Origin of the sequence: Streptomyces sp. NPDC006384, assembly GCF_042870695.1 — a bacterium.
GTDB lineage: Bacteria > Actinomycetota > Actinomycetes > Streptomycetales > Streptomycetaceae > Streptomyces.
Genome location: NZ_JBIAHR010000037.1, coordinates 21226 through 41856, shown reverse-complemented (window position 1 = coordinate 41856; position 20631 = coordinate 21226). Strand labels below are relative to the sequence as shown.

At 71.1% G+C, this 20631-nt stretch carries 23 protein-coding genes; 15 read left to right on the top strand and 8 right to left on the bottom strand.

Going from position 1 to position 20631, the window contains the following annotated elements:
* Positions 1–60: 60 nt before the first annotated feature.
* The 3 genes from ACFYOJ_RS34180 to ACFYOJ_RS34170 all read right to left on the bottom strand — a co-directional run bounded on the left by ACFYOJ_RS34180 (position 61) and on the right by ACFYOJ_RS34170 (position 2939).
* Positions 61–1458, bottom strand: a complete 1398-nt coding sequence (locus ACFYOJ_RS34180) for a condensation domain-containing protein (protein ID WP_356556625.1) — start codon at positions 1456–1458, stop codon at positions 61–63.
* 242 nt (positions 1459–1700) lie between these two features.
* Positions 1701–2321, bottom strand: coding sequence for a TetR/AcrR family transcriptional regulator (locus ACFYOJ_RS34175; RefSeq protein WP_356556626.1), 621 nt, complete (start codon positions 2319–2321; stop codon positions 1701–1703).
* A 234-nt stretch (positions 2322–2555) separates the two neighbouring features.
* Positions 2556–2939 carry a PLD nuclease N-terminal domain-containing protein gene (locus ACFYOJ_RS34170; RefSeq protein WP_356556627.1) on the bottom strand — a complete coding sequence of 128 codons (384 nt, stop codon included), beginning with the start codon at positions 2937–2939 and terminating at the stop codon, positions 2556–2558.
* Positions 2940–3027: 88 nt separating this feature from the next.
* On the opposite strand from ACFYOJ_RS34170, the gene ACFYOJ_RS34165 reads away from it, so the two are divergent.
* From ACFYOJ_RS34165 to ACFYOJ_RS34155, 3 genes are all read left to right on the top strand, one after another.
* Positions 3028–4485, top strand: a complete 1458-nt coding sequence (locus tag ACFYOJ_RS34165) for a menaquinone biosynthesis decarboxylase (protein WP_356556628.1) — start codon at positions 3028–3030, stop codon at positions 4483–4485.
* Entirely contained in the window at positions 4482–5387 is a 906-nt protein-coding gene (gene mqnP / locus ACFYOJ_RS34160; RefSeq protein ID WP_356556629.1) for a menaquinone biosynthesis prenyltransferase MqnP, read from the top strand. The genes ACFYOJ_RS34165 and mqnP overlap by 4 nt, the downstream gene beginning before the upstream one ends.
* Before the next feature lie 161 nt (positions 5388–5548).
* Positions 5549–5761, top strand: a complete 213-nt coding sequence (locus ACFYOJ_RS34155) for a DUF397 domain-containing protein (protein ID WP_356556661.1) — start codon at positions 5549–5551, stop codon at positions 5759–5761.
* A 227-nt stretch (positions 5762–5988) separates the two neighbouring features.
* On the opposite strand, the gene ACFYOJ_RS34150 is transcribed toward ACFYOJ_RS34155, so the two are convergent.
* Positions 5989–6447 (bottom strand): hypothetical protein, encoded by a 459-nt coding sequence (locus tag ACFYOJ_RS34150; RefSeq protein ID WP_356556630.1) that lies wholly within the window; start codon positions 6445–6447, stop codon positions 5989–5991.
* A 41-nt stretch (positions 6448–6488) separates the two neighbouring features.
* Entirely contained in the window at positions 6489–7343 is an 855-nt protein-coding gene (locus ACFYOJ_RS34145) for a helix-turn-helix transcriptional regulator (RefSeq protein ID WP_356556631.1), read from the bottom strand.
* A gap of 295 nt (positions 7344–7638) precedes the next feature.
* Between ACFYOJ_RS34145 and ACFYOJ_RS34140 the strand changes: the two genes are divergently transcribed.
* The 7 genes from ACFYOJ_RS34140 to ACFYOJ_RS34110 all read left to right on the top strand — a co-directional run bounded on the left by ACFYOJ_RS34140 (position 7639) and on the right by ACFYOJ_RS34110 (position 12650).
* Complete coding sequence (locus ACFYOJ_RS34140; RefSeq protein ID WP_356556632.1) at positions 7639–8298, top strand: UbiX family flavin prenyltransferase; 660 nt, start codon at positions 7639–7641, stop codon at positions 8296–8298.
* Between the two features lie 69 nt (positions 8299–8367).
* The gene (locus ACFYOJ_RS34135) at positions 8368–8823 is read left to right on the top strand and encodes an Lrp/AsnC family transcriptional regulator (RefSeq protein WP_356556633.1); all 456 of its coding nucleotides are present in this window, start codon (positions 8368–8370) and stop codon (positions 8821–8823) included.
* Between the two features lie 48 nt (positions 8824–8871).
* On the top strand, positions 8872–10035 hold the full coding sequence (gene mqnE / locus ACFYOJ_RS34130) for an aminofutalosine synthase MqnE (RefSeq protein ID WP_356556634.1): 1164 nt from the start codon (positions 8872–8874) through the stop codon (positions 10033–10035).
* A 45-nt stretch (positions 10036–10080) separates the two neighbouring features.
* Entirely contained in the window at positions 10081–10605 is a 525-nt protein-coding gene (locus ACFYOJ_RS34125) for a GNAT family N-acetyltransferase (RefSeq protein ID WP_356556635.1), read from the top strand.
* A gap of 108 nt (positions 10606–10713) precedes the next feature.
* Entirely contained in the window at positions 10714–11013 is a 300-nt protein-coding gene (locus tag ACFYOJ_RS34120; protein WP_356556636.1) for a DUF4229 domain-containing protein, read from the top strand.
* 142 nt (positions 11014–11155) lie between these two features.
* On the top strand, positions 11156–11257 hold the full coding sequence (locus tag ACFYOJ_RS34115; RefSeq protein ID WP_356556637.1) for a putative leader peptide: 102 nt from the start codon (positions 11156–11158) through the stop codon (positions 11255–11257).
* 73 nt (positions 11258–11330) lie between these two features.
* Positions 11331–12650 carry a dicarboxylate/amino acid:cation symporter gene (locus tag ACFYOJ_RS34110; RefSeq protein WP_356556662.1) on the top strand — a complete coding sequence of 440 codons (1320 nt, stop codon included), beginning with the start codon at positions 11331–11333 and terminating at the stop codon, positions 12648–12650.
* A gap of 66 nt (positions 12651–12716) precedes the next feature.
* On the opposite strand, the gene ACFYOJ_RS34105 is transcribed toward ACFYOJ_RS34110, so the two are convergent.
* From ACFYOJ_RS34105 to ACFYOJ_RS34095, 3 genes are all read right to left on the bottom strand, one after another.
* Positions 12717–12869 carry a hypothetical protein gene (locus ACFYOJ_RS34105; RefSeq protein WP_356556638.1) on the bottom strand — a complete coding sequence of 51 codons (153 nt, stop codon included), beginning with the start codon at positions 12867–12869 and terminating at the stop codon, positions 12717–12719.
* Between the two features lie 206 nt (positions 12870–13075).
* Positions 13076–13720, bottom strand: coding sequence for a class I SAM-dependent methyltransferase (locus tag ACFYOJ_RS34100; protein ID WP_356556639.1), 645 nt, complete (start codon positions 13718–13720; stop codon positions 13076–13078).
* Positions 13721–13918: 198 nt separating this feature from the next.
* Positions 13919–14122: a cold-shock protein gene (locus ACFYOJ_RS34095; protein WP_003974443.1), complete on the bottom strand. Its 204-nt coding sequence runs from the start codon at positions 14120–14122 to the stop codon at positions 13919–13921.
* 288 nt (positions 14123–14410) lie between these two features.
* On the opposite strand from ACFYOJ_RS34095, the gene ACFYOJ_RS34090 reads away from it, so the two are divergent.
* The 5 genes from ACFYOJ_RS34090 to mqnC all read left to right on the top strand — a co-directional run bounded on the left by ACFYOJ_RS34090 (position 14411) and on the right by mqnC (position 20624).
* Complete coding sequence (locus tag ACFYOJ_RS34090; RefSeq protein ID WP_356556640.1) at positions 14411–15259, top strand: menaquinone biosynthesis protein; 849 nt, start codon at positions 14411–14413, stop codon at positions 15257–15259.
* Between the two features lie 97 nt (positions 15260–15356).
* Positions 15357–17210 (top strand): serine/threonine-protein kinase, encoded by a 1854-nt coding sequence (locus tag ACFYOJ_RS34085; protein ID WP_356556663.1) that lies wholly within the window; start codon positions 15357–15359, stop codon positions 17208–17210.
* 134 nt (positions 17211–17344) lie between these two features.
* Positions 17345–18238: a hypothetical protein gene (locus tag ACFYOJ_RS34080; protein ID WP_356556641.1), complete on the top strand. Its 894-nt coding sequence runs from the start codon at positions 17345–17347 to the stop codon at positions 18236–18238.
* Positions 18239–18545: 307 nt separating this feature from the next.
* Positions 18546–19355, top strand: a complete 810-nt coding sequence (locus ACFYOJ_RS34075) for a prepilin peptidase (RefSeq protein WP_388598511.1) — start codon at positions 18546–18548, stop codon at positions 19353–19355.
* A 69-nt stretch (positions 19356–19424) separates the two neighbouring features.
* Entirely contained in the window at positions 19425–20624 is a 1200-nt protein-coding gene (gene mqnC / locus ACFYOJ_RS34070) for a cyclic dehypoxanthinyl futalosine synthase (RefSeq protein WP_356556643.1), read from the top strand.
* The last annotated feature ends 7 nt before the right edge of the window (positions 20625–20631 follow it).

Below are 20631 nucleotides of genomic sequence, written 5' to 3'. Positions count from 1 at the left end.
GCGGCACACCGAGGCCGGTTCGCGTGACACGGGTCACGGGAGCCGGCCTTCGCCGTGCCGTCAGTTCGCCACCCGCTCCCGCACGACGCTCGTGACGACGTCCCGCAGCCGCTCCACGTACAGGCGCATGTTCTTGTGCGCGAGGTCCGTGTCCGGGTGGCGGCTCGCGAACCACAGCCCCTCCGGCAGCCGCGTCACCCACACGCACACCTGATCGCCGTACGACACCCGCAGCAGCCCGTACGCCGTCAGGTCCGGCCAGCGGTCCGCGCCGGGGACGGCGCGTGTGTCGACGTACGACACGATCGAGTACAGGTCGGGCGAGGTGGGCCGGAAGTCGGTGCCGAGCAGGCGCAGCACCCGGTCGATCGGCATGCGGGCGAGCCGCCGGTTGGCGCGCAGCTCGGCGTGGACCGTGCGCAGCGCGGCCGGGAAGTCCGTCGCCGGGGTCACCGGGACCTCGATCGGGGCGCCGCCGACGTACCAGCCCACCGAGTCCGACCACTGCGACCGCGCCCGGGTGTGGAAGGGCACGACGGTGCGGTAGACGGGCGCGCCGCCGATCTCGTGGACGGCGAGCGCGGTGGCGGCCAGCACCCCGGCCAGACTGCCGCCGTGTGGACGGCAGTACGCCTCGAAGGCGGCGGCGTCACCGGCGTCCACGAGGGGCTCGCGCAGCATGCTCTGGGCGGGCAGAGCGCCGCCCGGCTCCAGACCGAGGTCCACGGGGAAGGAGGGCAGCCGCCCGTCGCACCGCCGGATGAACTCCCGCCACCGTCCGACGGCCTCGTGACCGGCGTCGATCCGGTCGGCGTCGGCCCGCTCCGCCTCGCAGAAGTCGACGTAGCTGCCGGCCGGCGGCTGCTCCACGGCCGCCCCGCCCGCGTACAGTTCGTGGATCTCGGCGGGGATGCGGTAGATGGAGTAGGCGTCGACGTTGCTGTGGTCGAAGGCCATGTACACGCTGGCGCCGTCGTCGCGGACGACCGCCGTGTAGATGAGGTTGGGCCAGCGCAGCGCGTCGGCCACGTCGTCGAACCGGTCCTGGAGGTAGCGCGCGAGGACCGTCGCGTCGCCGAACTCCCCGACGTCCTCCCGGTGCAGCGACACCGCGTCCGCGTCCAGCGTGAACCTGCGCATCCCGTCCCCGGCCTCCCCGCTCCAGCGGAAGCCGCTGCGCAGCGTCTCGTGCCGCACCGTCCAGCGGCGCAGCGCCTCCTGCAGCGCGTCCAGGTCGACCGGCCCCGGGACGTCGAACGCGGCCCCGAGCCAGGTCGGCACGAACAGCCCGTCGTCGCGCACGGACCGGGCCGTGCGGATGTGCGACTCCTGGATGTACGCCGGCGGCCGGGCGTCGTCCGGCAGCGCCGCCGCCAGACCGACGGTCCGGGCACTGAGCGTCCACTCGACGAGGCGCCCGGGCCTGATCCCGCAGCGCTGGAGGTCGGTCATTCGCACGAGGGGTCTCCGTTCACAGATGTCACCAGACCCGACCAAGGGAATGCCGTGCCCGCGAGGGCTTACCAGGCGTGTCGGCACTCTTCAACGAAACGGATGGCCCCTCGAACGGCGGTACGCAGTGCCCGCCACCGCCCCGGCCCGCTCCGCTCACCCGCCGCCCGGCCCGCTCCGCTCACCCGCCGCCCGGCCGGCGCGATCTCCGCCCCGGGGGCCTTTCTCCTCCCTCCGGTCTCCGGGCTTCAGGAGGAGGACGCCGCAGGTGCCTCCGCGTCCGCGCTCACCGACCGCCAGATCCGGTCCGGCAGGACGCGCGCGGCCTCGTCCAGGTCGATGTCGCCGACGGTCAGCCAGCGGCGGGCCGCGCCGATGACCGGTCCGAGCACGAGGCTCTCGGTCAGCGCGGGGGAGAGCGGCGCGAGCTGCCCCTTGTCGACGTACCGCTGGATCCAGCAGGTCAGGGGCGTGAGCCGGGCCTCCTGGGCGTCACGGAGCTGCCTGGCCCGGGCCATGCCGAGGCGGTCGGCGTGGGAGGAGTGCAGCAGCCGGGCCGCCTCCGGGTGCTCCCGGACGAAGGCCAGGTAGGCCCGCACCAGGGCACGGACGCCGGTCCGGGCGGTGCGCGAGTGCTCCAGCGCGGTGACCATCTCGCCCAGCAGCCGTTCCAGCCACCGCATCAGCAGGGCGTCGACGAGGCCGTCGACGCCGCCGAAGTGGTGGTAGAGGCTGCCCAGGCTCACGCCGCTGGTCCTGGTCACCGCGGTGACGGTCAGCCCCTGCTCACCCTGCTCGGCGTAGAGGCGCAGAGCGGAGTCCAGGAGCAGTTCGACCGTGGCCTCGCCGCGCTGTTGTTTGGGGCTCATGGGACGACCGTTCCTCGCCGGGGACCGGGAAGGACCACGGGAGGCAGCCTGCCTCCCGTATCGCTTCCGGTGAAATTCTAGAATTCGCCTCTAGAAAAACATTCCAGTTCACTGCGGTGGTGGTACACACTGGAGGCCGCCCGGATCCTGATCCGGGCCCTGGTCCGGGTCCGGATCCGCGCGGTACGAGGGGAACGCACGGCAACGGGCCCGGACCGGCACACCGACGCCGCCTCAGTCCCGCTTCGGGTCCTCGTCCTTGTCCCGGTCCGGGTCCTTCTCCTTGCCCGGACCCTTGCCGCCGCCCCCGGGGCCCTCGCTGTCGCCGTCCCCGTCCCGGTTCTTCTCCCCGCCGAGGGACTTCAGGAAGTCGGGGTTGTCGTCGGGCGCGACCCACTGCCGCCGCCCGCCGCCCTGCCAGGGCCCCGCGCCGGCCGGGCTCCGCCTCTTGCCCGCGATGATCCAGGAGACCGACCCGACCAGCGGGAAGAGCAGCACGAGGATCGCCCACAGCGGCTTGGGCATGTGGCGGACGTCCTCTTCCTTCGTACTGATGCAGTCGATGAACGCGTAGACGCTCAACGCCAGTGGCACGAGGAACATCAGCACCCGGAGCATGGGGCCTCTCCAGCTCAAGCGGTGGGCGGGGACGCGTCACGGCCCCCAGGTACAGGGCCAGGGTAGCCGCTCGGGGATACTGGACCGCATGGCTTACGACGATCTCCGCTCCCTGCTCAGGGCCCTGGAACGCGAGGGCGACCTCAAGCGCGTCAAGGCCGAGGTGGACCCGTACCTGGAGGTCGGGGAGATCGTCGACCGGGTGAACAAGGCCGGCGGCCCCGCCCTGCTCTTCGAGAACGTGAAGGGCTCCGACATGCCGCTGGCGATGAACGTCTTCGGCACCGACCGGCGCCTGCTCAAGGCCCTCGGTCTGAAGTCGTACAGCGACATCTCCGACAAGATCGGCGGGCTGCTGAGGCCCGAGCTGCCGCAGGGCTTCGTCGGCATCCGCGAGGCCTTCGGCAAGCTCGGCGCGATGACCCACGTGCCGCCGAAGAAGGTGAAGGGCGACAGCGCCCCCGTCCAGGAGGTCGTCCTGCGCGGCGACGAGGTGGACCTCGACCGGCTCCCCGCCCTGTTCACCTGGCCCAAGGACGGCGGCTCCTTCTTCAACCTCGGCCTCACCCACACCAAGGACCCCGAGACCGGCATCCGCAACCTGGGCCTGTACCGGCTCCAGCGCCACGACAGGCGCACCATCGGCATGCACTGGCAGATCCACAAGGACAGCCGGAACCACTACCAGGTCGCCTCCCGGCGCGGCGAACGCCTGCCCGTCGCCATCGCCTTCGGCTGCCCGCCCGCCGTCACCTACGCCTCCACCGCACCCCTGCCCGGCGACATCGACGAGTACCTGTTCGCCGGTTTCCTGCAGGGCAAGCGGATCGAGATGGTCGACTGCAAGACCGTGCCGCTCCAGGTCCCGGCCAACGCCGAGGTGGTGCTGGAGGGCTGGCTGGAGCCCGGCGAGATGCTGCCCGAGGGCCCCTTCGGCGACCACACCGGCTTCTACACGCCCCAGGAGCCCTTCCCGGCCCTGAAGATCGACTGCGTGACGATGCGGAAGCGCCCGCTGCTCCAGTCGATCGTCGTCGGGCGGCCACCGACGGAGGACGGCCCGCTGGGCAAGGCCACCGAGCGCTTCTTCCTCCCGCTCCTCAAGATCATCGTCCCGGACATCGTGGACTACCACCTCCCCGAGGCGGGCGGCTTCCACAACTGTGCGATCGTGTCGATCGACAAGAAGTACCCCAAACACGCCCAGAAGGTGATGCACGCCATCTGGGGTGCGCACATGATGTCCCTCACCAAGCTGATCGTGGTCGTCGACTCCGACTGCGACGTCCACGACCTGCACGAGGTCGCCTGGCGCGCGCTCGGCAACACCGACTACGCCCGCGACCTCACCGTCGTCGAAGGCCCGGTCGACCACCTCGACCACGCCTCCTACCAGCAGTTCTGGGGAGGCAAGGCGGGCATCGACGCGACGAAGAAGCTGCCCGAGGAGGGGTACACACGAGACGGGGGCTGGCCGGACATGGTGCTGTCCGACCCGGAGACGGCGGCGATGGTCGACCGCCGCTGGAAGGAGTACGGACTGTGACGTCGGCTTCCGCCGCGCTACCGCAGCAGCCGGGGCGCACCAGGGCGTTCCTGCGCCTGGTGATGATCGAGCACTCGGTCTTCGCGCTGCCCTTCGCCTACATCGCCTCCCTCACCGCGATGTACCTGTGGGACGAGAACATCCACTGGGGCAGGCTGCTCCTGGTCACCGTCGCCATGGTCGGCCTGCGCACCTTCGCGATGGCCGTCAACCGGATCATCGACCGCGAGATCGACGCCCGTAACCCGCGCACCGCCCACCGCGAGCTGGTCACCGGCGCCATGTCGGTCAGGCACGCCTGGACCGGCGCGCTCGTCGCCCTCGTCGTCTTCCTCGGCGCGGCGGCCCTGCTCAACCCGCTCTGCCTCGCCCTCGCCCCCGTCGCGGTGATCCCGATGGTGGTCTATCCGTACGGCAAGCGGTTCACGAACTTCCCGCAGGCCATCCTGGGTCTCGCCCAGGCCATGGGCCCCATCGGCGGCTGGCTGGCGATCACCGGCGAGTGGTCCTGGGACGCCGTGATCCTCGGCCTCGCCGTCGGCATCTGGATCGGCGGCTTCGACCTGATCTACGCCTGCCAGGACGTCGAGACCGACCGGGAGATCGGCGTGAAGTCGGTCCCGGCCCGCTTCGGCATCCCGGCCGCCATCTGGGGCGCCCGCGCCTGCCACACCGTCACCACGGCCCTGTTCGCCTGGTACGCCCTCGCCACCGACGCCGGCCTCTTCTTCTGGCTCGGCCTGCTGATCGTCGCCGGCGCCTTCGTCTACGAGCACACCATCGTCCGCCCGCACGACCTGACCCGCCTGAACAGGGCGTTCTTCAGCGTCAACGGCTTCATCGGCATCGCGCTGTTCGTGTGCGCGCTGCTGGACCTGCTGGTGCGGGGCCTCACCGTCTGAGTGCTCTCGTGCGCCCCGGTGCGACCCGTCCCCGGCCGGAGAGCGACTCTTGAAGCGGTGGGACAGCGGGTAAGCCTTCACAGACGCATGGCGTTCTTCTGTCGATCCGGTGGGCGCAGGGCGTCAGCCCGGTGCGGTGCAGGGAGGGGGCGGCATTGGCCGTGGAACGGGGCACGGTTCGCTGGCGGAAGAGCACCTACAGCGGCAACAACGAGGACGAGGCGTGCTGCGAGGTCGCCATGCTCCCGGACGAGATACGCATACGGGATTCCAAGTGTCCGGACTCCTCGGTGCTGAGCTTCGCCCCCGATGCCTGGCGGGCCGCGCTGGCCCTGCTGTCGGAGCAGGGCGGCCCAGGGCGCAGCCATGATTGACTCGGACCTGACCACGGGACGGGCTATGAGCAGCGAACAGCGGGAGTGCACGACGGGCAGGGGCACCGGTGTCGTGGGCTACTGCCTGGTGACTGGAGTGATCGCGTCCGGCGCCGGTGCGGGAGTCTCGCTGCTGGGCGGGAGCGCCTGGGCGCGGGCGGCCCTCTGGCTGACGGTGCTGGCGGCGGTGGCCGCCACCGCGGGCTGGTGGTGGGTGAGATCCCCGGCTACAGCGCGTCACTGGACGGTGGATCTTCTGGTGCGGCCGGCAGCGCGGGACGCAGCGTCTCGAAGAGCTTGATGAACGTTCTGACGAGGGTCGGGCCTCCGGTGACGGAACCGATCCAGCAGATCTCCGGCGGCACCCCCATCCGTATCCCGGCGTAGGCCACCAGGACCGACACGCCCGAGAAGAGGAGCACGAGCGCCGCCACGTTGCGCGTGACGCGCAGGAGGTCGTTCACATGGGCGCGGCGGCGCCGGATACGGGTGTCGGCCTCCGTCCGCTTCCAGCGGAGCAGACGCCCGCACGCCTCACGGCTGCCGAGCACCATCCGGACGAGGGAGGAGCTCGCCGGTTGCCGACGGGGCCCGGGAACGGCGCCAGGACGTGCGGACTCCACGCTCGTCGCAGCGTGGCTCGCCTCCTGTTCGCGGCGCTTGTCGCGCCCTTTGCCGGTTGCCATGGCTCCCCCCCTCCCGGGCCCCGAAGGCACGAAATCGGGTGTCAGTCGGCGTGGTATCCGACGACGAGTTCGTCGAGCAGCGTCACGGTGTCCTCCACGGAGACGGCCTTGTTCCGCAGGTCTTCGAAGCACTCCTGGTAGCGGGCCACCACTTCCCGGTCGTCCCGGATGGTCGACACGCCCCCGGGGCCGGCCAGGTACAGCACGTCCTCGTCGTCCCGGAAGCCGAGGAGGAAGAAGCTGCTGTCCAGGCTGTCGTGCGCGCCCGCGGTCAGCGGCAGCGCCCGCAGGATCGCCTTCTGCTCGGTGATCAATTCCTTGAGGAAGGCCAGCTGGCGACGCATGACCGCCGGGCCGCCCACCTGGCGGCGCAGGGCCGCCTCGTCCAGGATCATCTCGACCTTGGGGCCGTCGTTGTGGAAGATCCGCTCCTGGCGGGCCAGGCGGAGATCGATGCGCTGCTGGGCGTTGGTGGGGGCCGGGCCCACCGCGAAGAGCGCGTTGATGTAGTCGGCGGTCTGGAGCTGACCGGGGATGAGGCTCGGGTGGTAGCCGAGGATGTCGCTCGCCGCGCTCTCGTAGCCCAAGTACTGGCTGAACGGCTGGGAGATGACGTCGCTGTACGGCGTCCACCAGGACTGGCCCTTGCTGCCCCGGGCCGCCTCTTCCAGCTCGGCGACGACGTCCGGGTCCTCGACCCCGTACTCGTGGAGCATGGCCCGCAGGTCGGTGACGGACAGGCTGACGGTGCCGGCCTCGATACGGATCAGCTTCGACAATGACCACTCAAGAGCGTCCGCCGCGTCCCGCTGGGTCAGTCCCCTTTTGTCGCGTGCCGCTTTGAGGGCGAGGCGCAACTTGCGACGGTTGAGACTGGGGTCGACGGCCGTGGGCATGGTGCTCCTTCGACTAGGTGACAGCGGCACCGACATGTGGCGTGCCGAAACCTACCCATCGTAGAGCGTGCAATCGGCAGGTGGCTCTGAGGTAGGTCCATTCGGCCGCCTGCTGGCAGCCTCCCGTCGAAAAGCGTCTACCCAAATGACACGTGTCTAATCGGCATGGTCTGGAGTAGACCACGAAGTGGCGCACGTCACATGGGCGACCGTCTTCCCGAGGCGGCGGACCGGTCCTGAGGTCTGCCGTGTCCACCGGTAGGCTCAAGATGTGAAACCAGGAGAAACGCAGCGCGTGCCTTGGATCGTGGGGGTGTCCGGGGCATCCGGCACCCCGTACGCGGCGTCCGTGCTGCGGGCGCTGCTCGCGGCCGGCGAGAGCGTCGACCTGGTGGTCAGCCGGGCCTCGCGGCTCACCCTGCTCGACGAGACCGGCATCTCCTTCCGCGACGCCCACTGGCAGCACGACCTGCGCGAGTGGCTGGCCCGCGGAGCCGACGGCAGGCCGGACACCTTCGACGTCGACCTCGACGGCGACCGGGTACGGCACTGGAGCGCGGGCGATCTCGCGGCCGGGCCGTCCTCCGGGTCGTACCCCGCCAAGGGCATGCTGATCGTGCCCGCCTCCACGGCCTGCGTGGCCGGGGTGGCGCTGGGGCTGTCCAAGGACCTGCTGCAGCGGGCGGCGAGCGTGACCCTGAAGGAGGGGCGCAAGCTGGTCGTCGCCGTACGGGAGACCCCGCTGGACGGCCGGACGCTGCGGCACCTGGTGACCCTGGACGACGCGGGCGCGGCCGTGGTGCCCGCCTCCCCGGCCTTCTACGCGGGGGCGACGCACATCCAGGACCTGGTGGACTTCGTCGCCGGACGCGTCCTGGACGCGGCGGGCGTCGGGCACGGCCTGTACCGCCGCTGGCGCGGCGAGCTCGGCGGAGGGTCGCGCACCGCCGGCTGAGCATCACCTCCCCCCACACGTTTCAGGACCCCAGATCTTCAGACCTCTTCAGTGGAAGGCTTCGATCGCATGGACGCGGTGGACAGGCAGCTCATCCAGGCCCTGAGGGAGAACGGGCGGGCCTCCTACGCGGAGCTGGGACGCCTCGTCGGACTGTCGGGACCCAGCGTCACCGACCGCATCAACCGGCTGGAGGCGGCCGGAGTCATCACCGGCTACCGGGCCACCGTCGACTCCGCCTCGCTCGGACTCGGCGTCACCGCCCTGATCGGCGTCTCGCTCTCCGACGCCGCCGACCACGAGGACGTCGCGCAGCGGCTCAAGGAGCTGCGGGAGATCGAGGACTGCTGGTTCATCGCCGGCGACGACTCGTACATGCTCAAGGTGCGCGCGGCCGACGTGGACGGCCTGGAGAGCATCATCCGGCGCCTGTCGGGGACGAAGGGCGTCTCGCGGACCCGCACCACCATCGTGCTCTCCACCAAGTGGGAGAACCGGGTGGGCGAGCTGCCCGAAGAGGTGTAGCCCCCGGGGCGTACGGTTTACGGAGTCTGCTGGAGAAAGAGGTATCGCATGGACGCCGGGCTCAAGCGCGAGCTGGAGGAGAAGGTGCGGGCGGGCGTCCGCCTGACCCGCGAGGACGGCATCGCGCTGTACGAGTCGGACGACCTGGCCTGGCTCGGCGGCCTCGCGCACGAGGTGCGGACGCGGAAGAACGGCGACGTCGTCCACTTCAACGTCAACCGCCACCTCAACATGACCAACGTGTGCACCGCGTCCTGCGCGTACTGCTCCTTCCAGCGCAAGCCGGGGGAGAAGGACGCGTACACGATGCGCATCGAGGAGGCGGTGAAGCTCGCCAAGGCGATGGAGGGCGAGAACCTCACCGAGCTGCACATCGTCAACGGCCTGCACCCGAACCTTCCGTGGCGCTACTACCCGCGCTCGCTGCGCGAACTGAAGGCCGCGCTGCCGGACGTGTCGCTGAAGGCGTTCACCGCCACCGAGATCCACCACTTCGAGACGATCTCCGGGATGTCCGCCTCCGACATCCTCGACGAGCTGATCGACGCCGGTCTGGAGTCCCTGACCGGCGGCGGCGCCGAGATCTTCGACTGGGAGGTGCGGCAGCACATCGTCGACCACCGCACCCACTGGGAGGACTGGTCGCGCATCCACCGCCTGGCGCACGAGAAGGGCCTGAAGACCCCGTGCACCATGCTCTACGGCCACATCGAGGAGCCCCGCCACCGCGTGGACCACGTGCTGCGCCTGCGTGAGCTGCAGGACGAGACGGGCGGCTTCCAGGTCTTCATCCCGCTGCGCTACCAGCACGACTTCGTGGACATGAAGGACGGCAAGATCCGCAACCGGCTCCAGGCGCGGACGCAGATGGCGACCGGCGCGGAGGCGCTGAAGACCTTCGCGGTCTCCCGGCTGCTCTTCGACAACGTCCCGCACGTCAAGGTCTTCTGGGTCATGCACGGCGTCCGGACCGCCCAGCTCGCGCTCCAGCACGGTGCCGACGACATGGACGGCTCGGTCGTCGAGTACAAGATCACGCACGACGCGGACAACTACGGCACGCCGAACAAGCTGAGCCGCGAGGACCTGCTCGACCTGATCCGCGACGCCGGTTTCCGGCCGGTCGAGCGGAACACGCGGTACGAGATCATCCGCGAGTACGACGGTCCCGACCCGGCGCGCCGTGACGCGCCGCAGCCGATGCGGGTGTGAGACGGTCCCCCGTGGGCCGGATGCGGGCCGTGGAAAAATGACGGCGTGTCCCTTGCTTTCACGCTCGATCCCGCCCTGACCCCCGAACTGCGCGACGGCGTGCTCGACCTGTGGACGGACGTCACCAACGCCGGCGGCTCCGTGGGCTTCGTGCCGCCGGTGACCCGCGAGGACGTCCGGCCCGAGCTGGTCAGGCACCTGGTGGCGATGGCCGAGGGCCGCACCCGGCTGCTCGTCGGACACGACGAGGCGGGGCGGGTCGCGGCCACCGCCTTCCTCACCCGCAACACCCACCGGCTGATGACCCACTGGCTGTGGCTCTACACGGTGATGGTCCACCCCCGCCACCAGGGCCGCGGCTACGGCCGGGACCTGATGGCCGCCGCCGCGGACGCGGCCCGCGCCTGCGAAGGCATCGAGGCGATCCGGCTCACCTGCCGGGGCGGCCTCGGCCTCGAGCGGTTCTACGAGTCCTGCGGCTACAAGGAGGTCGGCCGCGTGCCCGGCGCGATCCGGGTGGCGCCGGGCGACGACCGGGACGACATCACGCTCCTGCTCCCGCTGACCTGACGTCCGGCCGACGTACCCCGCCTGCGGCGCGCGGGCTCCACCATGCTTCACTGGAGGGTGCCCTTTTGGGTATGTTCCGGCCACCCCCGAACGGAAGAGTGGATTGAGATGCTCCGCTACACGCTGATGCGCCTCGGTGTCTTCGTGGGCTGCCTCGTGGCCGTCTGGGGCCTCGTCTACGCCGGTGTGTTCCCCCGCGGCCTCGGCGACTCCAACGGCATGTGGATCGTCCTGCTGTCGCTGCTGCTGTCGGCGCCCATCAGCTACGTGGTGCTGCGCGGGGAGCGGGACCGCGCCTCCGTGCAGGTCGTGCAGCGGGTGGACCGGATGAAGGCCAACCTGGAGGCCAGCCGCACCCAGGAGGACCTCGCCGACGACGCCGCCCGCGCCCAGCGACAGGCCTCGTAACCCTCGTCACACACGACTCGCGCGCCCCGGTTCCCGAATGCGCAGGAACCGGGGCGCTTTGCGTTTTACGGGCAGCGGCCGCCCGTCACCTCTCAAAGAGAGGCTTTGAGACCCCCAAAGTGATGGTGTTAAAGTCATACGCATGAAGTCAGCAGTCGCGCCCGCCACGCCGCCGAGCCTCGCGCTCGTGGCGCGCCTGCACGTGGACCTCTGTCGGTGCTCGTCCGCGAACTGTCGCCTCTGACGTTCCTCTTCATCCCACCGTTCTCCACGTCAGTCACGCGCGTCCGTCCCCGCGTCACGTCCCCCTACGGAGCCTGTCCGTGTCTTCTCCCCTGAAGTCCTTCAAGGTGCCCTTCTGGGCCCAGATAATCGCCGGCCTCGTGCTCGGCGTCCTGCTGGGCTGGCTGGCCCGCAGCCAGGACCTCTCCTGGCTGGTCACCACCCTGGACAAGATCGGCGGCACCTTCGTCGGCCTGCTGAAGCTGGCCGTCGCCCCGCTCGTCTTCTTCGCGATCCTCGTCTCGATCACCAACCTGCGGAAGGTCAACAACGCGGCCCGCCTCGCGTCGCGCACCCTCCTCTGGTTCATGATCACGTCGCTGATCGCGGTGGCCATCGGCCTCGCCATCGGCCTGCTCACCAACCCCGGCGCCGGCACCGGCCTCACGCCCGCCGACGGCGCGAAGCCCGAGCACACCGGTTCCTGGCTCGACTTCCTGACCGGCATCGTGCCCACCGACGTCATCACGCCGTTCACCGAGCTGAACGTCCTGCAGATCGTCTTCATGGCCGCCGTCGCCGGCATCGCCGCCCTCCAGCTCGGCGAGAAGGCCCAGCCGATCCTCACCCTGAGCGAGTCCGTCCTCGAACTCCTCCAGAAGGCCCTGTGGTGGGTCATCCGCCTGGCCCCGCTCGGCACCGTCGGCCTCATCGGCCGCGCCATCGCCACCTACGGCTGGGACCTCATCGGCAAGTACGCCACCTTCACCGCCGACATCTACGTCGGCTGCGCGCTCGTCCTGTTCGTGGTCTACCCGGTGCTGCTCGCGACCGTCGCCAAGGTCAGCCCGCTGCAGTTCTTCAAGGGCGCCTGGCCCGCCATCCAGCTGGCCTTCGTCTCCCGCTCCTCCGTCGGCACCATGCCGCTGACCCAGCGGGTCACCGAGCGCCTCGGCGTGCCGAAGGAGTACGCGTCCTTCGCCGTGCCCTTCGGCGCGACGACCAAGATGGACGGCTGCGCCGCGATCTACCCGGCGATCGCCGCGATCTTCGTCGCGCAGATCTTCGACATCCAGCTCGGTGTCGGCGACTACCTGCTGATCGCCTTCGTCTCGGTGGTCGGCTCCGCCGCCACGGCCGGTCTCACCGGCGCCACCGTCATGCTGACCCTGACCCTGTCCACCCTGGGCCTGCCCATGGAGGGCGTCGGTCTCCTCCTCGCCATCGACCCGATCCTGGACATGATGCGCACCGCGACCAATGTTGCCGGCCAGGCCCTGGTACCGGTCATCGTGTCCGCCCGCGAGGGCCTGCTCGACCGCAAGGCGTACGACGAGGCACACAGCTCGCCGCTGGACGAGCCGGAGGCGGAGACGGAACAGCGGGAGAAGGGGCCCGTCCCCGTCGCGGCCTGACCGCTGACGTCCTCACGGACGGCGCCCCGCACCCGGCACGGGTGCGGGGCGCCGCCCGTACGCGCTTCAGCTGGGGTAGGACCAGTGGTCCTTGTCGGGGTCGGACACGTCGCGGCCCACGGGATCCTGGGTGCCCAAGGAGACCCAGACCAGGTACACGGCCGCGCCCAGCCCCAGCAGACCCAGCGGAATCAGTACGGCGATCAGCCACTCGGGCATGATCCCCCCCATCACGCCGGTGCGGGCGAGCGGTCCACGGTCCGCCGGCTTCCCGACGGGATCCGATGTCCCACAGCGCTTCCTCGCTCTCCGGGCCGAAGCCCAAGTGTGCGGCGGTACCGCGGTCGCCTTCAAGAAGCACGGTCGGTGTTCTCCCCTGTGGCCCTCGTGGGCCCGTGGGTCCGGGTGCGCCCGGCGGCGGGCGTTCAGCGGCGGGCGATCAGACAGGCCTGCGGAACCTTCGCGGAGGTGTCCGCCTCCTGCACGCGCACCGTCCGCGACAGCACCGTGAAGCCGGCCGCCTCCAGCAGTTCCGCCATCGCCTCGGGCCGCCGCCGTTCGAAGTCCAGGGCGACCTCGTGGCCGAAGGGACGGTCGACGCGGCCCGGCTCGTCGCCGGCCTGGAAGGCGAGGAGCAGATGCCCGCCGGGGGCCAGCACGCGCCGCACCTCCGCGAAGAGGTCCGGCAGCCGCTCCCACGGCGTGTGGATCGACGAGTACCAGGAGACGGCCCCCGCGAGAGCGCCGTCGGGCAGGTCCAGCTCCAGCATGGAACCCTGCTCGAACCGCAGGTCCGGATGCTCGCGGCGGGCGATCGCGAGCATCGAGGCGGAGAGGTCGAGGCCGAAGACGCGCAGGCCGAGCGAGGCGAGGTGGGCGGTGACCCGGCCGGGCCCGCACCCCAGGTCGGCCACCCGGCCCTCCGGTCCCACCAGCTCGGCGAAGGCGCCCATCAGCGCGCGGTCCAGCGGGGAGTCGTCGAGCACGGTGCGGTAGAGGGACGCGTAGTCCTCGGCGATGGTGTCGTAGAAGGTCCGGGTGGTGTCGAGGAAACCGGTGTCGTGGGTCATGGCGGGACTCTAGGGGCCGCCACTGACAGGCATCGGCCCCCGCCCGCTCGCCGGCGGGAACCGGCGTCCGCGGATGACCGTGCACCGGCGTACGCGGGAATTCACCGGAAATTCACAGGGATGCGGAAAAGGGACGCCGAAAAGGGCAGGAGCCCCGTCGCCGGAAACGGCGCGGGGCTCCTTGGGTACTGCTGTCGGTCAGACAGGAGTGACATTCTCCGCCTGCGGGCCCTTCGGACCCTGCGTGACGTCGAAGGACACCTGCTGGTTCTCCTCGAGGGAACGGAATCCCTGAGCGTTGATCGCGGAGTAGTGGACGAAGACGTCCGGGCCGCCGCCTTCCTGGGCGATGAAACCAAAGCCCTTTTCGGCGTTGAACCACTTCACGGTTCCGGTAGCCATAAGCCCTCCTTGGGCCCAAAGGGTTGCCCTGCTCCAGAACCAGCAAGTGTGAAGACCGATCCGCACAACTGCATATGTCTGAGAATGACGAGAGCCCGCGGTCACATGCTCCGCAGGCTCTGTACTGCAAGGGAAACCAAACTGCAACTTGCTGTGAGCCTAGCACGCAGGCCCCCCGGCGCAACAGAGGCCAAGATCACTTCACCCGAATGTTTGAACGCATGTGTCATTCGGCTGACGGCGGGGGGTGCCGCCGGACGGTCCGCGGCGGAGGGCTAGCCTCGCGATGTGGACAATTCTCGCACCCGGCCGCGCGTCGGCCACATCCAGTTCCTGAACTGCATGCCTCTGTACTGGGGGCTCGCGAGAACGGGAACGCTCCTCGATTTCGAGCTGACGAAGGACACCCCGGAGAGGCTCAGCGAGCAGTTGGTGCAGGGCGCTCTCGACATCGGGCCGATCACCCTGGTCGAGTTCCTCAAGCACGCCGACGAGCTCGTCGCCTTCCCCGACATCGCTGTCGGCTGCGACGGCCCGGTGATGTCGTGCGTGATCGTCTCGCAGCTCCCGCTGGACAGGCTGGACGGCGCCCGGGTCGCCCTCGGGTCGACCTCGCGCACCTCGGTCCGGCTCGCCCAGCTGCTGCTGGCCGAGCGCTTCGGGGTACAGCCCGACTACTACACCTGCCCGCCGGACCTGAGCGTGATGATGCAGGAGGCCGACGCGGCCGTCCTCATCGGCGACGCGGCGCTGCGGGCCAACATGATCGACGGGCCGCGCTTCGGCCTGGAGGTGCACGACCTGGGCGCGCTGTGGAAGGAGTGGACGGGCCTGCCGTTCGTCTTCGCGGTCTGGGCGGCCCGGCGCGACTACGTGGAACGCGAGCCGGTCATCGCCCGCAAGGTGCACGAGGCCTTCCTCGCCTCCCGCAACCTCTCCCTGGAGGAGGTCGGCAAGGTCGCCGAGCAGGCGGCCCGCTGGGAGGCCTTCGACGAGAAGACCCTGGAGCAGTACTTCACGACCCTGGACTTCCGCTTCGGCGCCCCGCAGCTGGAGGCGGTCGCGGAGTTCGCCCGCCGGGTCGGACCGACGACGGGCTTCCCGGCGGACGTGAAGGTCGAACTGCTCGAGCCCTGAGCGCCGCAGGCCCGGCCCACTACCCTGCTGGAAGGTTTCGGCGCACCGGGGATCCGACGTGCAGGGGATCCGGCGTGAGGGGGGAGGGGTGGACGCCATGCGGCCGCTGGACGAGGACGAGCCCACGGTCGTGGGGCCCTACCGGCTGCTCGGCCGGCTGGGCTCCGGCGGCATGGGCCGGGTCTACCTGGGCCGCAGCACGGGCGGCCGGACGGTCGCCGTGAAGATCGTCCATCCGCACTTCGCGCTGGACGAGGAGTTCCGGGCCCGGTTCCGGCGGGAGGTGGAGGCGGCCCGGCGGGTCGGCGGCGCCTGGACCGCGCCGGTGCTCGACGCCGACCCGGAGGCGCGCGTGCCCTGGGTCGCCACCGCCTACGCGGCCGGGCCGTCCCTGTCGGCGGCGGTCGCGGACGGCGGCCCCCTGCCCGCCCACTCGGTGCGGGCGCTGGGCGCGGGCCTCGGCGAGGCGCTGGCCGCGGTGCACGAGCTGGGGCTGGTGCACCGGGACGTGAAGCCGTCCAACGTGCTGCTCACCCTCGACGGCCCGCTGCTGATCGACTTCGGCATCGCCCGTGCCACGGAAGGCACCGCCTCCCTGACCTCGACGGGCGTCTCCATCGGCTCGCCCGGCTACATGTCGCCCGAGCAGATCCTCGGCAAGGGCGTCACCGGCGCCGCCGACGTCTTCTCCCTCGGCGCGGTCCTCGCCTTCGCCGCGACCGGCGCACCGCCCTTCCCCGGGGACTCCTCGGCCGCGCTGCTCTACAAGGTCGTCCACGAGGAGCCGGAACTCGGCGCCCTGGACGGTGAGATGAGGGAACTGGTGCGGCGGTGCCTGGCCAAGGAGCCCGGGGCCCGGCCCGCACCCGGCGAGGTGGCCCGGCGGCTCGCCCCGGACGGCGCCGCCCGGCTGGTCGCGGGCGGCTGGCTGCCGGGGACGCTGGTGGAGCGGGTCAGCCGGAGCGCCGTACAGCTGCTCAATCTGGAGGCCGCGGGGGAGGACGGCGGTCCGGCGGACGGCGCGGGGTCGGGGCCGGTGGGCTTCAGCCGGTCCTCGGTGACGGGCGGGGCGGAGGCGGGGCCGGCCGACGGGGGTGTCTTCGGGCCGCCGCCGGTGATGCCCGCGCCGGTGTCCTCCGGTTCCGCGGCGAACGGCGCGCCGGCCGCCGGACCGTTCGCCGCGCCTTCCCCGGTGCCGGTGTCCTCGGTGCCCCTTTCGCCGCCCGTGCCCTCCGCGGCGCCCGTCCCCGCGACGGCTTCCGCACTTCCCTCGCCTCTCTCGCCCCCCACCGCCGTGCCCGGACAGCGGGACGGCGGCCGGGGGCCCGGCAGGTTCTCCGTACAGGTGGCGGCGGCCTCCACGCGGGGCGGGGACGGACGTGGCCGCCGGCTCAGCTGCACCGTGGCCCTCGCGGTGGCGGGGGCACTGGCGGCGGTGACGGTCGGCTCGGTGTTCCTCCTCGACCAGCTGCCGGGCGGTCACCGCGACACCGCGGGAGGCAAGGACGAGGGCTCCGCCGCCCCTTCCTCGCCCGCCCCGGACACCGGCGGCGGCTCGGGCGGGGCGGACGGCGGCAGCCCCCCGCCCCGCGGCGCGGGCGCCGTCCCCGCCGCCTACCTCGGCACCTGGGAGGGCAAGGGCACCGCCCTCGACGGCGCGCTGCCGGCGGGCACCTTCCGCGTCACCCTCACCCAGGCCGGCGTCGGCGAGGAGCTGGGGCGGCTGACCCAGACCGACCAGCTGGGCGGGGTCTGCGTCGACGTCCTGACGCTCAAGCAGGTGACGGACCGGCAGGTCGTCGCCGAGTCCGTCGGCGCGCAGGACAACCACGGCGGCTGCAACCAGGCGCCCACGACAGTCCGGTTCACCCCGGTCGGCGACGACCTGCAGTACGCCTCCGAGAGCGCGGCCTCGGGAAGACCCGAGGCCCGGCTGACGAAGGTCGGGTAGACGGGGCGCGGCGCGTGCGCCGTGCCACACGGGCAGCACGACGAGTACGGGACCCCGGCCACCGGGAGACAGCCAGGTGGCGTGACCTCGTCGCGGTACAGCGCGTTGACCGTGTCGTACCGGAGGGAGAGCACATGGTCGGTTCGTCGCACGAGGCGCTGCACCGGGTGTTCCAGAAGGATCCCGCGCTGCTGACCCGGGCGTTCCAGAATGTCCTGCGCGTCCCCTTTCCCGAGCCACGGGACTTCGCCGTCCTGAACGCCGACCTGACGGAGATCGAACCCGTCGAGCGGCGGGTGGACACGCTGATGCGGGTGGAGACGGACGACGGGGCGTACCTCCTCGTCGTCGAGGCGCAGGGGAAGCAGGACGAGGGCAAGCGGGGAAGCTGGGCGTACTACCTGTCGTACCTGTACGCGAAGTACCGCTGTGAGCCGGTTCTCGTCGTGATCACACAGGACAGCGCGACGGCACGTCGGGCGGCCCGGCCCATTCGGCGGGGGCTGCCGGGCTGGCATTCGCTGACGGTGCGGCCGCTCGTCATCGGCCCGGAGAACGTGCCGGTGATCGCGAGTGAGCGGGAGGCGGAGAAGGACGTCCCGCTTGCCGTGCTCTCCGCCATGACGCATGGCCGCGGTGCGAACGCCGCCGCCATACTGGAGCCACTGGCTACCGCTCTGCGGACGATCGACGGGGAGAGTGCGGCGGTTTTCGGGCAGTTCGTCGAATCGTGCCTGGCCGACCGCCGGGCGCAGGAGATCTGGAGGGAACTGATGGCGGAGGTGCACTATTTCTTTCGGCATCCGGTGGCCGAGAAGGTACGTGAGGAGGGGCGCGAGGAAGGGCGTGAGGAAGGGCGTGCCGAGGACCGGGCCGAGATGACCCTGCGCATTCTCGAATGGCGCGACGTTCCGGTGCCCGACGTCGTGCGGGAACGGGTGCGGGCCTGCTCCGACCTGGACCAGCTCGAGACCTGGGCCCGGCGTGCGATGACCGTGGAGCGGGCCGAGGACCTGTTCGGCGGGTGAGGTACAGGCTCTTCCGGGACCGCGCCTTCCTGGGTCTTTCGCGTAGGTCCGCCAAGTCCGCACACGACACGCACCCCGGGACACCATCCATGCCGCGACACCGCATCCCCTCTCTCCCGTCCTCGGCGGTTCCCCCGGCTCCGGGGAACCGCAGGGCCCGGTCCGCGTGTACGCGGCGGTGGTCGTCCGATGCCGGGACGCCGGGGCGAGTGCCGGGGACCGGGCCCGGTCGGCCGCCGGGCCGTCGGCTTGTCGCCGCTCCGCTGCTCGTCGGCCCCGCCCTCGTCGACCTCGCCCTCTTCGGATGATGGAGTCCGTGCTGGTGGGGGGAGCCGCGGCGTGGGGACTGGCGGCCGGCGGCCTGCTGCCCCGGGCGGCCTACCGGTTCTCCGCTCCGTCGGGCGAGGCATGGCGCGCCGAGTGTCCCGGCGGACACCCGGTTCCGGGCTGGCTCGGACGGGCCCGCTGCCGGAAGTGCACCCCGGCGGGGGCCGTGACCGGGGGGTACGTGAGCGGACCGGCCGGTGATGTCACCACAGTCACCGGGTACCACCGGAAGCCGACGGTGCTCCGTTACGGCCCCAGCGGTCTCGTCCTCGCCGTCGTCACCGCACTGGTCTGCGCCCTCCTCGCCGCAGCCACCGGGGTCCGGCCCGAGCTGGGTGTCTGGCTGCTGCTCGCGCCGGCCGGCGTGCTGCTGGCCGTCGTCGACCTGCGGGTACGGCGGCTGCCCGACCCGCTGACCCTGCCGCTCGCCGGTGCCGCGCTCGCCCTGCTGGGCGTCACCGCGCTCGTGCCCGGGCACGCCGGACAGTGGACCACCGCCCTGCTCGGCACCCTCGCGCTCGGCACCGGCTACTTCACGCTGTTCCTCGTCAACCCCGCAGGCATGGCCTTCGGCGACGTCAAGCTCGCCCTGGGCGCCGGCGCCGTCCTCGGCTGGTACGGCTGGCCGACGCTGATGCTGGGCACCTTCGCCGGGTTCCTGCTCGGGGCGTTGTACGGGGGTGTGCTCGTCCTCGCGGGGCGGGCCGGGCGCGGCACCGCCATCGCCTTCGGGCCGTTCCTGCTCGGCGGCGTGTTCCTCGGCCTCCTCGCGGGCGCGTACGCGGCCTGAGCGCGGCCGGCCGAAAGGGCTGGCGTACGCTGGGCAGGTCTGTCCACAACCCTTACGAAAGGGACGCCGGTGACCGAGAAGGCCGACCTTCAGCCCATCCTCGACCGTGCCGCCGCCGGTGGGCGGATCACCCCCGAAGAGGCGCTCGCCCTCTACCGCGACGCCCCGCTGCACGCGCTGGGCGCCGCCGCCGACGCCGTCCGCAGGCGCCGTTACGCGGGTACCGAGCACATCGCGACGTACATCATCGAGCGCAACATCAACTACACGAACGTGTGCGTCACGGCGTGCAAGTTCTGCGCCTTCTACGCGGCCCCCAAGGACACGAAGAAGGGCTGGACCCGCGATCTCGACGACATCCTGCGCCGCTGCGCGGAGACCGTCGAGCTGGGCGGCACGCAGATCATGTTCCAGGGCGGCCACCACCCGGACTACGGCGTCGAGTACTACGAGAAGCACTTCGCCGCCATCAAGAAGGAGTTCCCCGAGCTCGTCATCCACAGCCTGGGGGCGAGCGAGGTTGAGCACATGGCGCGGATCTCGAAGGTGTCGGTCGAGGAGGCGATCCGGCGCATCCACGCGGCCGGGCTCGACTCCTTCGCCGGGGCCGGCGCCGAACTGCTCCCGGAGCGGCCGCGCAAGGCGATCGCCCCGCTGAAGGAGTCCGGCGAGCGCTGGCTGGAGATCATGGAGATCGCCCACAACCTGGGCGTGGAGTCGACGTCCACCATGCTGATGGGCACCGGCGAGACCAACGCCGAGCGCATCGAGCACCTGCGCATGATCCGGGACGTGCAGGACCGCACCGGCGGCTTCCGCGCCTTCATCCCGTACACCTACCAGCCCGAGAACAACCACCTGAAGGGCCGCACGCAGGCCACGCTCTTCGAGTACCTGCGGATGATCGCCATCGCCCGGATCTTCCTCGACAACGTCGCCCACATCCAGGGCTCCTGGCTGACCACCGGCAAGGAAGTCGGCCAGCTCTCCCTGCACTACGGCGCCGACGACCTCGGCTCGATCATGCTGGAGGAGAACGTCGTCTCCTCCGCGGGCGCCAGGCACCGCTCCAACCGGCTCGAGATCATCGACCTGATCCGCAAGGCGGGACGCGTCCCGGCCCAGCGGTCCACGACCTACGAGCACCTCGTCGTGCACGACGACCCGGCGAACGACCCCGTCGACGAGCGCGTCGTCTCCCACATCTCGTCCACGGCCATCGAGGGCGGCACGGCCCACCCCGAGCTGAAGCTGCTCGCCCCCAACTGACGCCGCC

Excerpts from the sequence above, each read along its gene's own strand:
- ACFYOJ_RS34170 (WP_356556627.1), bottom strand. The coding sequence starts at position 2,939 with ATGCTCCGGGTGCTGATGTTCCTCGTGCCACTGGCGTTGAGCGTCTAC.
- ACFYOJ_RS34165 (WP_356556628.1), top strand. The coding sequence starts at position 3,028 with ATGGCTTACGACGATCTCCGCTCCCTGCTCAGGGCCCTGGAACGCGAG.
- ACFYOJ_RS34095 (WP_003974443.1), bottom strand. The coding sequence starts at position 14,122 with ATGGCTACCGGAACCGTGAAGTGGTTCAACGCCGAAAAGGGCTTTGGT.
- ACFYOJ_RS34175 (WP_356556626.1), bottom strand. The coding sequence starts at position 2,321 with ATGAGCCCCAAACAACAGCGCGGCGAGGCCACGGTCGAACTGCTCCTG.
- ACFYOJ_RS34105 (WP_356556638.1), bottom strand. The coding sequence starts at position 12,869 with ATGCCCGAGTGGCTGATCGCCGTACTGATTCCGCTGGGTCTGCTGGGG.
- ACFYOJ_RS34145 (WP_356556631.1), bottom strand. The coding sequence starts at position 7,343 with ATGCCCACGGCCGTCGACCCCAGTCTCAACCGTCGCAAGTTGCGCCTC.
- ACFYOJ_RS34150 (WP_356556630.1), bottom strand. The coding sequence starts at position 6,447 with ATGGCAACCGGCAAAGGGCGCGACAAGCGCCGCGAACAGGAGGCGAGC.
- mqnE (WP_356556634.1), top strand. The coding sequence starts at position 8,872 with ATGGACGCCGGGCTCAAGCGCGAGCTGGAGGAGAAGGTGCGGGCGGGC.
- ACFYOJ_RS34075 (WP_388598511.1), top strand. The coding sequence starts at position 18,546 with ATGGAGTCCGTGCTGGTGGGGGGAGCCGCGGCGTGGGGACTGGCGGCC.
- ACFYOJ_RS34135 (WP_356556633.1), top strand. The coding sequence starts at position 8,368 with ATGGACGCGGTGGACAGGCAGCTCATCCAGGCCCTGAGGGAGAACGGG.
- ACFYOJ_RS34100 (WP_356556639.1), bottom strand. The coding sequence starts at position 13,720 with ATGACCCACGACACCGGTTTCCTCGACACCACCCGGACCTTCTACGAC.
- ACFYOJ_RS34115 (WP_356556637.1), top strand. The coding sequence starts at position 11,156 with ATGAAGTCAGCAGTCGCGCCCGCCACGCCGCCGAGCCTCGCGCTCGTG.
- ACFYOJ_RS34120 (WP_356556636.1), top strand. The coding sequence starts at position 10,714 with ATGCTCCGCTACACGCTGATGCGCCTCGGTGTCTTCGTGGGCTGCCTC.
- ACFYOJ_RS34085 (WP_356556663.1), top strand. The coding sequence starts at position 15,357 with ATGCGGCCGCTGGACGAGGACGAGCCCACGGTCGTGGGGCCCTACCGG.
- ACFYOJ_RS34080 (WP_356556641.1), top strand. The coding sequence starts at position 17,345 with ATGGTCGGTTCGTCGCACGAGGCGCTGCACCGGGTGTTCCAGAAGGAT.